Below are 14,494 nucleotides of genomic sequence, written 5' to 3'. Positions count from 1 at the left end.
TGGAGACGTGAACTGCTGGTATGCCATTCATTAGTCCAGAGTTTTCGCTTTCCGATGATCACCGGAGCGGCTTATGTCGATTTCAGATGCGATCTATCGTCCCTTCGAAACCTTGATCCGGCCGCTCGATATCCCTTATCGGCCATTACCCACCAAAGGCCCCATCGCAGTTCTGCTCCACCTGATTAAGATGTTCCGCGGCGTGCTGATTGCCATGGCGCTGTGTTCGATGGTGGTCGAGGCGATCAACCTGACGATCATCTGGGGGCTCTCTGTGATTGTCGATGGCATCACTACACAGGGCGTCGCGAGCTTTGTTGATAGCCGGTCGGGGCTGCTGGTGCTGCTCGCCTTGATGATCTTCCCGGTCATGCCGATATTTTTCTACGTCACCAATATCCTGAATTCCCATACCGTCGGCATCAGCCTCCCCATCGCCATCCAGTGGCAGGGGCACATGGCGGTGGAGCGGCAGGACCTTGCTTTCTTCCACGACCTGTTTGCAGGCCAGGTCGCGTCGCGGCTCAACCAGGTTGCCTATGCCGTCCAGCAACAGATGCTGATCACCTTCCAGACCGCGCCGCGCTTCGTGTTGCAGATCTTCGGCTCCGTATTCCTGCTGCTGGCATTGTCGTGGCAACTGGCGCTTCCCGTCATTGTCTGGATTGCGCTGAACGTTGCCTTCACCATCAAGGTCGTCCCCGATTTCACGGAGCGTGCACGTCGCTCCGCCAAGCAGAACAGCCTTATCTCCGGTGCGCTGACCGACCTCTACAGCAATATCCAGATGGTCAAGCAGTTTGCCGCCGAAGACAGCGAGGCGGGCACGCTGAGGAAGATCATGTCCGAGGCGGTGCGTACGCTCCATCATGAGCAACGCATCTACCGGACGACCGAACTGGTCGTCATCAGTTTCAATATGCTGCTCTGGCTAGTGATGCTGGGGATCGGGTTTGTCGGCCTCTACGACCGCTTTGTCACCGTCGGCGATTTCGTGGCGACGGTCTATATCCTGCAGCGTCTGTCGGCGGGATCCTTCACCTTCCTGCAGATGGGCCAGCAAATCTTCAAGGCGCTCGGCACCATCAAGGACGCGATGCCTGTGATGACGACGCCGCCGACGATCACGGATATGCCCGGTGCGAAGAACCTCTCCGTGTCGCATGGGGAGATCCGCTTCGAGGGCGTCGGCTTCTCCTATGCATCCGGCAAGGCCATCATCACCGATCTCTCGCTCACGATAAGACCCGGCGAAAAGATCGGACTTGTCGGCTTCTCCGGCGCCGGCAAGACGACGTTGGTGAACCTGCTGCTTCGATTTTATGATATCACTGCCGGCACGATCCGCATCGATGGACAGGATATCCGGGAGGTCACCCAGGCGAGCCTGCGCAAGGGGATCGGCGTCATTGCCCAGGATGTAGCGCTCCTCCACCGCTCGGTTGCCGACAATATCCGCTACGGACGCCCCGACGCAGATCAAGCGGAGATCGAGGCAGCAGCACAGGCTGCACGGGCCAACGATTTCATTTCCGAGCTTGCCGATGGTGAGGGGCGCAAGGGATTGGATGCCTTTGTCGGAGATCGCGGCATCAAGCTCTCCGGCGGCCAGCGACAGCGGATTGCGATTGCACGCGTCATTCTGAAGGATGCGCCTATCCTGGTGCTCGACGAGGCGACCTCCGCCCTGGACAGCGAGTCGGAGGCGGCCATCGAGGAAAGGCTGAGCGCAGTGATGGAAGGGAAAACGGTGATTGCCATAGCCCACAGGCTCTCGACAATTGCAAGAATGGACAGGATCGTGGTGCTCGATCAGGGAAGGATCGTCGAGGAGGGCACGCCGGACGCGCTGATCGAACAGGACGGTCTGTTTGCTCGTCTGTGGAAACGCCAGACAGGTGGCTTTATGCCGGAGGAGATCGGCTAGAGAATCTCAGGCATTTCCAGACGCAACCAGCCTCGTAGTTTTGCTGGCGGCTCTGGTAAGCATCACTGAACGGGGCAGCCAGTCAGTCCTTCACGACCGCTCCCGCCTGCCGGCACCGAACGTGTACCCCGTTTCCACCGATGCATCCCCGAACTTGGCTCTGAGCTTGTCCATTGCTGCCTCGGCTGCGGCCCGCCGGGCGGCGGGTTCGTCCACAAGATCTGGCGGATCGGCGCGGCCGGCGTCGCAGAGGTCGCCAACGCCGATGCCGAGAAGGCGGAATTTCGTGCCGTCGGTCTCGGCCTCCAGCAGCCTGAGCCCGGTCCGGAAAATCCGGTCGGCCAGTTGTGTCGGGTCTTCGAGCTTGCGGTTGCGGGTGCGGCTCTTGAAATCCGCCGTCTTCAGCTTCAGCACCACGGTATGGCCGGCGATGTCGCCCTTCTTCAGGCGTCTCGACACTTTTTCGGAGAGGTTGCGCAGAACAGGCACTAGGTCGTCATATCGGGAGATATCTTCGAAAAAGGTCGTCTCTGCAGACACGCTCTTGGCGGGGTCGTTAAGATGCACCTCGCGATCGTCTATGCCGCGCGCCAGCCGGAACAGCCGCTGCCCCATGACGCCGTAGCGGCGCATCAAGGCTCCTTCGTCCATTGCCTGCAGCTGGCCGATGGTGCGGATGCCGTCGCCCTCCAGCGTCGCGGCAAATGCCTTGCCGACGCCCCAGATGGTGGTGACGGGACGTGGCGCCAGGAACTCGACTGCCTCCTGTCGGCCAATGACCGAAAAGCCGCGTGGTTTGTTGAGGTCGGAGGCGACCTTGGCGAGGAATTTGCAATAGGACAGCCCGACCGACACCGTGATGCCGATCTCGGACTGCACCCGCCTGGCAAACTTCGCCAGGATACGGGCAGGGCGATCCTGGTGCAGAAGCTGCGTGCCGGCAAGTTCGAGAAAGGCCTCATCGATGGAAAGCGGCTGCACCAGAGGCGTCAGTTCCTCCATCATCGCCCTGACCTCGCGCCCGACCCGGACATATTTCTCCATGTCCGGGCGAATGACGACCGCGTTGGGACAGGCCTCGAGCGCTTTGTACATCGGCATGGCCGAACGAACGCCGTGAATGCGGGCGACGTAGCAGCAGGTCGAGACGACGCCGCGCTTGCCGCCGCCGATGATCACAGGCTTGTCTGCAAGCTCCGGATTGTCGCGCTTTTCGACCGACGCGTAGAAGGCGTCGCAGTCGATATGCGCGAGCGTCAGGTCGTTGAGTTCGCGGTGGTAGACAAGCCTTGGACTGCCGCACGCACCGCAACGCTTCACGACCGCCGGCTGTTCGCTCAGGCAATCGCGGCAGAAGCCGGGCGTGGTATCAGGCAAGTTGGTCATGATGAGAACAAATGTTGAACATCATCACTCTATGCATTATGGTCTAGCCACTCAAGGATGAAAATCGGCGCAAGAGGTGGAGCATGTATAAGTGCCTGCAGTCCAGGACCTCAAAGCCCGATATGCGCCCGGATCAACATGTCCGCCGCAGACCAGTCCTCGACGCTGACGATCCCGGGCGACGGCACTGGAAGGAACGGCCGGAAATCGGCATTGGCCATGAGGTTGACCAGCAGGCAATCCGGCACGGCCTGTCCGACGGAGAGCAGATTTCTCTCGATGTCGTCCAGAAACACAACCGGCTGCGGCCTGTCGCCATGCAACTGCGCGAGCACCGGCCCCTTTGGCTGCTCGGTAGCGATCATCGGGAAGTGAAGCCCGAACCTGTCGAGCACGGCGCGGCGGGTTTGCTGGTGGCGCGGCGGCATGGCCGTCAGGAAGACGATATCGGCATCTCCGGCAAGGCCGGTGAGCGTTTCGACGACGCGCTCGGCCGGCGTCTGCCACTGGTCCTGCGTCAGGAAGAAATCCTCGAGGAAGGCCGAAACGGTTTCGTCGTCCGGCACCGTCCCATCCTGGTTCGAGACGACGTTGCCGTGAATACGGAAGGAGCGCGCCAGAAGGTCGTGATCCCTGGCGCGCAAAAAGCGGGTGAACGGCGTCAGAAACTCGAGAACAACCTCGTCGATGTCGCAAACCACGAGAGGTCTGTCCCGAAGCGGCACATGTCCTATGTCAGTTGTCTCGTCCAAGATCAGTATTCCCCCGAGCCGAGGCCTGGAGCTGAGAAGTGTGCGGAAGCCGCCATGACCGCCTCTGGCGCAGTGCCTGTCGCCGCACAGAAGGCCATAAGCGATGGCTCGTGGTTCATCAGGAAATCCAAGAGACCGCCGAGAAAGCTTGGCTCGTTGACAGCATTGCGCAACTGGGCGGCCTCCATTCCGGTCAGTGCCAGGAAGCGGCCGAACATATCCGGCTCGTTCGCCAGCCATCCGAGTACAGCGATAGCGATTTCCTGCGGATCTGCGTCAGATCCTTTCGGCTTCTTGAAGTTGCTTTGCATTTCGCGGGGCAAATTACCTTTTTCTCAACCAAATGCCGCTAGCGTCACCCTAACGGATTTATCGAATCGGCTGCCGCGCGACCTTATATTTTCGCTGAGTGGATTCAAGGCCGGTGGCGAGGACACTGTATTATGCCCAAGCAAGTGATGATTGTCGAAGACAATGAGCTGAACATGAAGCTCTTTCGCGATCTCATCGAGGCGTGCGGTTACTCGACGATCCAGACCCGCAACGGCATGGAGGCGCTCGAACTCGCCCGCAAGCACCGTCCCGACCTGATCCTGATGGACATTCAGCTGCCAGAGGTTTCCGGGCTGGAAGTGACGAAATGGCTGAAGGAAGACGACGAGCTGCACGTCATTCCCGTGATTGCCGTCACTGCTTTCGCGATGAAGGGCGACGAGGAGCGTATCCGCCAGGGCGGCTGCGAAGCCTATGTCTCCAAGCCGATTTCCGTGCCGAAATTCATTGAAACAATAAAGACCTATCTGGGCGACGCCTGAGCGTTGAAAAAGACCATATGACCGCGCGAATTCTGGTTGTTGACGATATTCCGGCGAATGTGAAGCTTCTCGAAGCCAGGCTTCTGGCCGAGTATTTCGAAGTGCTGACCGCCGATAATGGCAGGGATGCGCTGGCCATCTGCGACACCACCCAGGTGGATCTCATTCTGCTCGATATCATGATGCCTGGCATGGATGGCTTTGAGGTCTGTGAGCGGCTGAAGGCAGATCCGAAGGTTGCCCATATCCCTGTTGTCATGGTGACGGCGCTCGACCAGCCGGCAGACCGTGTTCGCGGCCTCAAGGCCGGTGCCGACGACTTCCTGACAAAGCCGGTCAATGACCTCCAGCTGATTTCACGCGTCAAGAGCCTGCTGAGATTGAAGACCCTAAGTGACGAGCTGCGCTCGCGTGCCGAGACCGCACGCACGCTCGGCTTCGAGGATGGCAGGATCGGCGAGGGCAAGGGCGAGGAGATTGCGCAGGTCCTGCTGGTCGACGGCCGCGCCAATTCGCAGGAGCGCATCGTGCGCGCCTTGAAGCCGATTGCCAATGTCGTGGCCATGTCCGACGCCCAGGCAGCCTTGTTCGAAGCAGCGGAAAGCTCCTTCGAGCTGGTGATCGTCAACTCCAATTTCGACGACTATGATCCGCTGCGCCTTTGCTCGCAGTTGCGCTCGCTGGAGCGGACGCGATTTCTTCCGGTCCTGCTGATCACCGATCAGGGTGCCGACGAGATGATCGTCCGGGCACTCGAGCTCGGTGTCAACGATTACATCGTGCGTCCGGTGGATACCAACGAGCTCGTGGCGCGCTGCCTGACGCAGATCAAGCGCAAGCGCTACAATGATCGTCTGCGCGCCAGCGTCCAGGAGACCATCGAGCTTGCAGTCACTGACGCGCTGACCGGGCTGCACAACCGACGTTATCTCGACAACCACCTGGCCATTCTCTTCAAGCGATCCGTCCAGCGCGCCAGGCCGCTTTCGATCCTCATCAGTGATATCGACCGCTTCAAGGCCGTCAATGACCTCTACGGTCACGATGCCGGCGATCAGGTCCTGCGGGAATTTGCCGCCCGCGTACGCTCCACCGTCCGCGGCGCCGATCTCGCCTGCCGTTTCGGCGGTGAGGAATTCGTGGTCGTCATGCCGGATACATCGGCACCGGTCGCAGCCGCTATTGCGGAACGACTGCGTTCAGCCGTCGAAAGTACACCATTCACCCTGCGCGGCACCGGCCAGACCATCGCCATCACGGCTTCCTTCGGGATCTCATCCCGCGAGACATCGCTCGATGGGCCAGATGAACTATTGAAGCAAGCCGACCGCGCCCTCTATGAGGCGAAAAACGGTGGACGAAACCGCGTGGTCGCTGCGGCCGCCTAGGCCTGCAGCGCGTCCGGCGGTGCGAGAGGAAGTCACTGCAAGCTGTTTTGTGCGGCCATTACAAAAGTTTAATATCTGAAAAGTAGCGCTTCCGGGATTGGTTCGCAGAAGATTGATAAGTAATTATGCGTCATTTTATTTCCAAAATTGCGAGATTTCGCAATTTCAGTCAATAAGAATTTAAGATATATTGAGTTTACGACAGTAGTGCAGGATGATTTATGTCGTAATGCTGACATGCATCCATATCCATGCTGATGTCTTCGGACACAGATTTTGCAAGCAACGCCTGCTCAGTATAAAAAGATTGAGTCGTAACTGAAGGTATACTGACGTTTTGCAGTATTTTTGAGTTTAAGCCAAAAAGCGTCGCATCCCAAGCTAGTTTCAACCGCACCCTATTTAACCATAGAGTCAGTCTGACCTCTTTTGACACTGAAGACTTCTTGATTTTAACCGACTTTTAAGCGAGTTTGCCGAGGTCGAACATCGTCCAGCCGGACGGAAATACCCCATGATGCTCAGGTCCGCCGCATCACCTGGTTCGTGGGGTCGGTCGGTCGGATGCATGCCCTGCGGTTCCTCGTACCGCTTTGCATCCGTCCGACCCCTAGTGAGCGCCGCTCTTTCCCGCCGGAAGAGCGGCGTTTTCTATAATGACAGGCCACGCGAACCGCTACCGCCGATCGGAGTTCGATACATCATATTAGTGATGTATGATTTATCATGCCGCGATTTTGCGTGCAATATCGGCCAGGAAATCGGTAGATATTAAACAAACGATCGGCAGACATTAAAAAAGGCGCAACCCCTGCAGGTGCGCCTTTTAAAACCTGAAAACCATAATGATCTTACTTGATCTTGGTTTCCTTGAACTCGACGTGCTTCTTGGCAATCGGGTCGTACTTCGTCTTGTTCATCTTGTCGGTCATCGTGCGGCTGTTCTTGGTGGTGACGTAGAAGAAGCCGGTGTCGGCCGTCGACAGAAGCTTGATCTTGATTGTTGTTGCCTTGGCCATGGTCGTCCTGCCTTTAAGAAAAATGATGCCGTGGACGGCCGGTTGCGGTCCACGGCAAATTATGGCGCGAAATTACAAATCGCGCCCGAAAAGTCAACCCCTCTTCCCCAGGAAGAGCAGTCTGGCCCCGGAAAGCAACACATAAAGCCCGAAGAAACCAGCAATCGCCCAGGCAAATCCATCGGTTCCTGCTGCGTCAATAGCTGTGCCGATCGCCTGCGGGCCGGCGACCGTGCCGATTGCATAGCAAAACACGAACGCCGCATTGGCAGCGGCAAGATCGGGCCCTGTCAGCTGGGATCCGAGGTGGCTGAGGCCTACCGTATAGAGCCCGGAGACGCATCCTCCGAAGAAAAGAAGCAGGCCTGCGGTTATCATCCAGTTGCCTACCACCCATGGCAGCGCGAGCGCGCCCACCAGGCCCATGCAGGCCATGATGACCAGCAGCGGGCGCTTGTCCGTCAGTTTGTCCGATAGCAGTCCGAGCGGGATCTGGAAGACGACGTTGCCTATACCCATCATCGTCAGCAGCAAGGCGGCATGCGATTCGGTAAAGCCGGAGCGCGTCGCATAGATCGGAAACAGCGACAGGCCTCCTGCCTCGACTGCGCCAAACACGAACACCGCGGCGGTAGCCGTCGGCACCAGGAAGACATAGCGCATGAAATGCATCTCGGGCTTTTCTTCCAGCACCGGGCTTTCGTTGCGGGCAATGAAGATCGGGATGGCGGCAACGAGAATGGCGACCGCGCCGATCAGGAAGGGCAAAATACCCTCGCTGCCGACCATGGAGAAAATCAGCGGTCCCGCAGCAAATCCCAAAGAAAGAACCGTGGCGTAGAGCCCGAGCACGAAGCCGCGCCTTGCCGGGGGCGAGGCGGCGTTGATCCAGAATTCCGAAAGGATGAACAACGTGGTCGTCGCGCCGTGGAAGACCAGCCGCAGCGGGAACCACATCCAGAAGGCCGTCGCATAGTAGAAGCCGACAGCGCTGACGGCCGAGAGAAATACCGCCCACATCATTGTCGAGGCAACGCCGAAGCGGTGCGCCAGCCGTGTGGTGATGGGCGCGGCGATCATTGCCGCGATCCCTGCCATCGCTGTGTTGAGGCCGATCAGCGACGACGAGATACCGCGCTTTTCAAGGATGATGCTGAAAAGGGGCAGGCCGAGACCGATGGCAATGCCAACGGCCGAAATCGACGAGATCGCGGCGAAAAGCGAGGGCCAGTGAATTTCTTCGACATGGCCGACCTTGCCGTTCGTCGGTTCAGTCATGGTTGATCCTTAGCATGGAGCGAACGAAACGTCCGCGTCGCAGAATTGAGAAAGGCATCTTGCCGGCTAATCCAGAGCGCCACATTCCGGGGCGTCCGGTCGATCGCAGCGGCCGGAGCATGCCCGACAATGCCGGCAATGTTCAGACAAGAATTAGCCTCCATGTCAACCCATGGCCGGTGATGATGTCAGGTCCCGTGGGGAAAACACTGCCGTTTCGGCTTGTCTCGGCGTCCTGCAGCCTTACCCGGTGCCGCTGCCTTCATCGAATTCGTCCGGGCGGTCTTCGTGTCCACCGAAGCCGTGCATGCGCAGAGCCCATTGCAGCCCGATCACGCCACCCTTGATCGGCTGGATGACGGCAAGCGCCGTCAGCACGGTGATCGGCGCCCAGATGGAAAGCGTCGCCCACATCGGCAGATGGTGCATCGTGTCCGATATCATGTAGCCGCCGACGACAACGTGGCCGAGCACGAGGATGACGAGATAAGGTGGCAGGTCGTCGGAGCGGTGGTGAAACATCTCCTCGCCGCAGACAGCGCAGTTGTCCACCGGTTTCAGAAACGCCCGGAAAAGCTTTCCACGGCCGCAGTTGGGGCAACGGCTGCAGGCGCCCCGCAGGATAGCCTGGCCGAGCGGGCGCTCGGTTTTTTCAGGTCCGCCATAGCGAATGACGGGTGTCGAACCGCTTGCTGTCATTACTCCTCCTCCGGCCGCCCTCCAGCAGCTATTTCCGTCCGCGCGGTGGCCTCGTCCCCGGCTTCTTGCGCACCGGCGTGCCGCCACGTCCAGACTTGTGGAACGAACGCATGCCACGCGGCAGTTCGCGTCCCTCGCTCAGCATCTCGAAGCGCAGCGCGCCTGCCAGCGGAACCGCTTCCACAAGCTTCACCTTGACGCTGTCGCCAAGCCGGTAGCCGAGCCCGGTCCGGTCGCCGACCAGTGCCTGGTGCGCCTCGTCATAGATGTAATAGTCGTTGCCGAGCGTCGAGATCGGAATGAAACCATCGGCGCCGAATTCCGGCAGCCCGATGAAAAGGCCCGACTTGGTAACACCGCCGACGCGGCCGTCGAACTCTTCGCCCACCCTGTTGCTGAGGTGATGGGCAATCAGGCGGTCGACGGTCTCGCGCTCGGCCGCCATGGCGCGCCGCTCGAAGGTCGAGATTTCCGCTGCGATGTCGTCGAGACCGGCTTCCTGCTCCGGCGTGATGCCGCCTTCGCCAAACCCGAGCGAACCTACCAGCGCACGGTGGACGATAAGGTCGGCGTAGCGGCGGATCGGCGAGGTGAAGTGGGCGTACTTCATCAGGTTGAGGCCGAAATGGCCGATATTCTCCGGGCTATAGATCGCCTGGCTCTGGGAGCGCAGCACCATCTCGCTGACCATCGTCTGGTGCGGCGTGCCTTCTGCCTTGGCAAGGATACCGTTAAAATTGTTGGCCCGCATGTTGCCGCCCTTGGCGAGCGGAATGTCGAGCGTCGCCAGAAATGTTCTCAGGATCTCCTGCTTGGCAAGCGACGGGCCGTCATGGATGCGGAACACCAGCGGCTGCCGCTGCTTTTCCAGCGTCTCGGCAGCTGCGACGTTCGCCTGGATCATCATCTCTTCGATCAGTTTGTGCGCATCCAGCCGTGGTGGAACGACCACGCGGTCGACTGTCCCGTCCGGCTTCAGCTGGATCTTGCGTTCGGGCATGTCGAGTTCCAGCGGCTGCCTGCGGTCGCGGCCGCGTTTCATCACCCCATAGGCATGGTAGAGCGGCTTCAGGATCGGTTCCAGCAGCGGTCCTGTCTGATCGTCAGGTGTTCCGTCGATCGCTGCCTGCGCCTGCTGGTAGGAGAGCTTGGCGGCACTCTTCATCATGATGCGGTGGAAGGTGTGGCCGATCTTGCGACCCTCGCGCGAAAACACCATGCGCACGGCAATCGCCGGCCTGTCGACGCCTTCCTTCAGCGAGCAAAGATCGTTGGAGATCCGCTCCGGCAGCATCGGCACCACCCGGTCGGGGAAATAGACCGAGTTGCCGCGCTTCTGCGCCTCGCGGTCGAGCATGGAATTCGGCCTGACATACCAGGAGACGTCGGCGATTGCGACGTTGACGATGACGCCTTCGACATTGTCGGGAGAAGGGTCCAGCTCGGCATATACGGCGTCGTCGTGGTCCTTGGCGTCGGCCGGATCGATGGTGATCAATGGCACGTTGCGCCAGTCTTCGCGGCTTTTCATCGTCGCTGGCTTGGCATCGTCAGCCTCCGCCAGCACCGGCAGCGGGAATATGTAGGGGATGCCGTGAGCATGGATGGCAATCATCGAGATTGCTTTTTCCGAGCCGACGGAGCCAAGCACCGACAGGACCTTGGCGCGCGGCAGGCCAAAGCGGCCGAGACGCGCAACTTCGATCTCGACAAGGTCGCCATCCTTCGCGGTGCCGATATCCTCGGGATCGATGACCATTTCCTCGCCGCGCCGCTCCACCGGCATCAGCCGTCCGCCACCACCGGGCATCTCTCGGAAAACGCCAAGTGCAGCACTGCGGCGGCGGTCTAGAACCTTGATGATCCGTGCCGTATAGGCCGGTCCGCCGCGGTCTCCGGCCGGAAAGATCTTGGCCAGAACCCGGTCGCCCATGCCGGCCACGGGTGCCTTGCCCTTGCCGTTGCGGCCGGCGGGCGAAGACGTCTGGCGGATGGCAACGGCAGGCGCGACGCCGGCATCTTCCGGCCATTCGGCCGGGCGGCCGATCAGCTCGCCGTCCTTGTCGCGGGTGGTGATGTCGAGCACGGTCACGGGGGGAAGGGCACCGGGCCGCATCAGCGACTTGCGGTTCTTCTGCACCATGCCGTCTTCTTCGAGGTCGCGCAGCAGGTTTTTAAGCTCGACGCGCTGCTCGCCCTTCAGCCCGAAGGCTTTGGCCAGTTCGCGCTTGGAGGCTTGCTGTGGATGGTCGGCAATGAAGCGCAGAATGACTTCGCGCGGCGGCAACACACCCTGGACGATAGTGTCCCTGGCTGGCGCCGTAACATCACCCTTGACCGCGCCAGCCTTGGCGGCGCGCACGGGCTTGCCGAGACGACGTTCGACTGGCGACGGTCTGCTGCGCGGTTCTCTGCTCACTCTGCTGCCTTCTTCACTGTCTTCTTGGCGGCTAGCTTGGCCTTGGCCTTGGCTGCCGGCTTGGCGGCGGTCTTGGTCGTCTTTGCCGATGCGGCAGCGGTCTTCGTCTTCGCTGCTGCCTTCGCCTTCGGTGCGGCCTTGGCCTTGGCGGCAGCCTTCGGCTTGGCAGGCTTGCCGGCCTTTTCGACGATCAGGGCAAGCGCTTCCTCGACACTGACGCTCTGCGGATCCTTGCCCTTCGGCAACGTCGCATTGACCTTGCCCCAATTGACATAGGGCCCATACTTGCCGTCGCGCACGGTGATCTTGCCGCCACCGTCCGGATGGTCGCCAAGGTCCTTCAGCGCTGCCGGCGTGCCGCGACCGCTTGGGCCTTTGGCCTGCTTGTCGGCGAGCACCGTGACGGCGCGGTTGAGACCGACGGTGAATACGTCCTCGATGGTCTCGAGGTTGGCGTAGGAGCCGTCGTGCAGCAGGAACGGCCCGTAGCGGCCGAGACCGGACGAGATCATCTTGCCGCTTTCGGGATGCTTGCCGATATCTCGCGGCAGCGCGATCAGTGCCATCGCCTTCTCATAATCGATATCCTCGGGCTTCCAACCCTTCGGCAGCGACGAGCGCTTGGCTTCCTTGCCTTCGCCGCGTTGGATATAAGGACCGAAGCGACCGGAGCGCAGTGTCAGCTCTTCCTCGGTCACGGGATCCTTGCCGAGCGCCTTCGGCTCGCTGAGGCCGGTCGATTCCGCATCCGTGCCGCCTTCAGACGAGAGCTGGCGGGTGAAATTACAGTCCGGGTAGTTCGAGCAGCCGACGAAGGCGCCATACTTGCCGAGCTTCAGCGACAGGTTGCCGGTGCCGCAGACCTGGCAGATGCGCGGATCGCTGCCGTCTTCGCGGGTCGGGAACACCAGCGGCGCCAGCGCCTCGTTCAGCGCGTCGAGGACGTTGGTGACGCGCAGTTCCTTGGTGTCGTTGATCTGCGCGAAGAAGGCCGTCCAGAATTCGCGCAGCACGTCCTTCCAGTTCAGTTCGCCGGCGGAAATCCGGTCGAGCTTCTCTTCGAGATCGGCGGTGAAGTCGTATTCTACATAGCGGGTGAAGAAGTTTTCGAGGAAGGCGGTGACCAGCCGGCCCTTGGCCTGCGGCACCAGCTTGCGCTTGTCGATCGTCACATAGTCGCGGTCGCGCAAGGTCGCCAGCGTCGCCGCATAGGTGGACGGGCGGCCTATGCCGAGCTCTTCCATCTTCTTGATGAGGGTCGCTTCCGAATAGCGCGGTGGCGGTTCCGTGAAATGCTGCGTCGAGTTGATCTTCTGCTTGGCGAGGTTTTCGCGGGCATTGATCTCCGGCAGGCGGCCGTCTTCTTCGCCGTCGTCGCTCTGCTCGCCGTCTTCCTTCTGGTCGGTATAGGCGGCGATGAAGCCATCGAAGCGGATAACGGAGCCTACGGCACGCAGGCCGGCCTTGTCGCCGCCATTGGTCGCCAGGATCTCCACGGTCGTCCGCTCGATCTCGGCAGACGCCATCTGGCTGGCAATCGCCCGCTTCCAGATCAGGTCGTAGAGACGCAGCTGGTCGGCATCGAGCGCGCTGCGCAAGTGATCGGGAATGCGTTCGAAGTCGGTAGGACGCACGGCCTCGTGCGCTTCCTGGGCGTTCTTCGCCTTGCTCGAATAGAAACGAGCCTTTTCCGGCAGGTAGCGATTGCCGAACTGGCTGCCGATGGCGCTGCGCGCCGCATCGATAGCCTCCGGCGCCATCTGCACGCCATCGGTACGCATATAAGTAATGAGACCCACGGTCTCGCCGCCGATGTCGATGCCCTCATAAAGCCGCTGCGCGACCTGCATGGTGCGCGACGCGGAAAATCCGAGCTTGGACGAAGCGGCCTGCTGCAGCGTCGAGGTGGTGAACGGTGGCGACGGGTTGCGCTTGACTGGCTTCGCCTCGACGGTGTCGACGACATAGCTGGCGCCTTCGAGCAATGTCTTGAGATTGCCGGCCTGTTCGCCATTGGCAATCGAGCGGGCCTGCAGACGCTTGCCGTCGGCAACCGTCAGACGGGCTTCGAATTCATCGCCGCGAGGCGTTTTCAACAGCGCCGAGAGGTTCCAGTATTCTTCGGAGACAAAGCGCTCGATCTCGGATTCGCGGTCGCAGACAAGCCGCAGGGACACTGATTGGACGCGGCCGGCCGAGCGGGCGCCCGGCAGCTTGCGCCACAGCACCGGCGACAGGTTGAAGCCGACGAGATAGTCGAGAGCCCGGCGCGCCAGATAGGCGTCGACCAGCGGTCCGTCGATATCGCGCGGATTGGCCATGGCGTCGAGAACGGATTTCTTGGTGATGGCGTTGAAGACGACGCGCTGCACCTTCTTGGTGCCGATCACCTTCTTCTTGTTGAGAAGGTCGAGCACGTGCCAGGAGATCGCTTCACCTTCGCGATCAGGGTCGGTCGCGAGGATCAGGCCATCGGCCGTCTTCATGGCGTCCGTGATATCCTTCATGCGCTTGGCCGAGGCAGCATCGACTTCCCAGAGCATCTCGAAGTCCTGGTCGGGCAGAACTGAACCATCCTTGGCGGGCAGATCGCGCACGTGACCGAAAGACGCCAGGACCTTGTAGTTGGGTCCCAGATATTTGTTGATCGTCTTGGCCTTGGCAGGCGATTCTACCACTACAACATTCATGATCATTCTCTAATTAGGAGGTCGCGCTGAGGAGAAACAGGCGGGTGTCCGGGCAATCTTCACTTCCCGGCCCCTCGACATGGACAGTGAAATCGCTGCGGTCAAGAGGGACGGTGCATTT

11 protein-coding genes are annotated in these 14,494 nt (G+C 60.5%); 3 read left to right on the top strand and 8 right to left on the bottom strand.

Translation table 11 applies throughout. The annotated features are described in order from the left end of the window. The first annotated feature begins 73 nt into the window (after positions 1-73). Complete coding sequence (locus J5278_RS12360) at positions 74-1,927, top strand: ABC transporter ATP-binding protein (protein ID WP_209183535.1); 1,854 nt, start codon at positions 74-76, stop codon at positions 1,925-1,927. Positions 1,928-2,017: 90 nt separating this feature from the next. Here the strand turns inward: J5278_RS12360 and J5278_RS12355 are convergent, their stop codons facing one another. The 3 genes from J5278_RS12355 to J5278_RS12345 all read right to left on the bottom strand — a co-directional run bounded on the left by J5278_RS12355 (position 2,018) and on the right by J5278_RS12345 (position 4,376). Continuing rightward, a complete protein-coding gene (locus tag J5278_RS12355; protein WP_209183541.1) occupies positions 2,018-3,313 on the bottom strand; it encodes a DNA polymerase IV in 1,296 nt (431 codons plus the stop codon). A 110-nt stretch (positions 3,314-3,423) separates the two neighbouring features. Further along, complete coding sequence (locus J5278_RS12350) at positions 3,424-4,065, bottom strand: hypothetical protein (RefSeq protein ID WP_142829025.1); 642 nt, start codon at positions 4,063-4,065, stop codon at positions 3,424-3,426. 2 nt (positions 4,066-4,067) lie between these two features. Continuing rightward, complete coding sequence (locus tag J5278_RS12345) at positions 4,068-4,376, bottom strand: DUF3572 domain-containing protein (RefSeq protein WP_142829023.1); 309 nt, start codon at positions 4,374-4,376, stop codon at positions 4,068-4,070. A 132-nt stretch (positions 4,377-4,508) separates the two neighbouring features. On the opposite strand from J5278_RS12345, the gene J5278_RS12340 reads away from it, so the two are divergent. After that, a complete protein-coding gene (locus J5278_RS12340; RefSeq protein WP_111220600.1) occupies positions 4,509-4,880 on the top strand; it encodes a response regulator in 372 nt (123 codons plus the stop codon). Between the two features lie 17 nt (positions 4,881-4,897). Further along, positions 4,898-6,268, top strand: a complete 1,371-nt coding sequence (locus J5278_RS12335) for a PleD family two-component system response regulator (RefSeq protein ID WP_142829021.1) — start codon at positions 4,898-4,900, stop codon at positions 6,266-6,268. 851 nt (positions 6,269-7,119) lie between these two features. Here J5278_RS12335 and rpmG read toward each other — a convergent pair. The 5 genes from rpmG to topA all read right to left on the bottom strand — a co-directional run bounded on the left by rpmG (position 7,120) and on the right by topA (position 14,373). After that, positions 7,120-7,287: a 50S ribosomal protein L33 gene (rpmG, locus tag J5278_RS12330; RefSeq protein ID WP_111220602.1), complete on the bottom strand. Its 168-nt coding sequence runs from the start codon at positions 7,285-7,287 to the stop codon at positions 7,120-7,122. 93 nt (positions 7,288-7,380) lie between these two features. After that, positions 7,381-8,565: an MFS transporter gene (locus tag J5278_RS12325; RefSeq protein WP_209183543.1), complete on the bottom strand. Its 1,185-nt coding sequence runs from the start codon at positions 8,563-8,565 to the stop codon at positions 7,381-7,383. A gap of 243 nt (positions 8,566-8,808) precedes the next feature. Then, positions 8,809-9,264 (bottom strand): DUF983 domain-containing protein, encoded by a 456-nt coding sequence (locus J5278_RS12320; protein WP_209183546.1) that lies wholly within the window; start codon positions 9,262-9,264, stop codon positions 8,809-8,811. 28 nt (positions 9,265-9,292) lie between these two features. Continuing rightward, the gene (gene rnr, locus J5278_RS12315; RefSeq protein WP_209183548.1) at positions 9,293-11,683 is read right to left on the bottom strand and encodes a ribonuclease R; all 2,391 of its coding nucleotides are present in this window, start codon (positions 11,681-11,683) and stop codon (positions 9,293-9,295) included. Then, on the bottom strand, positions 11,680-14,373 hold the full coding sequence (topA, locus tag J5278_RS12310) for a type I DNA topoisomerase (RefSeq protein ID WP_209183550.1): 2,694 nt from the start codon (positions 14,371-14,373) through the stop codon (positions 11,680-11,682). Before topA ends, rnr begins: the two co-directional genes overlap by 4 nt. Positions 14,374-14,494: the final 121 nt, after the last annotated feature.

Source organism: Rhizobium sp. B21/90 (assembly GCF_019355815.1).
Classification (GTDB): domain Bacteria; phylum Pseudomonadota; class Alphaproteobacteria; order Rhizobiales; family Rhizobiaceae; genus Rhizobium; species Rhizobium rhododendri.
This window is presented reverse-complemented; position numbering and strand designations above follow the sequence as displayed.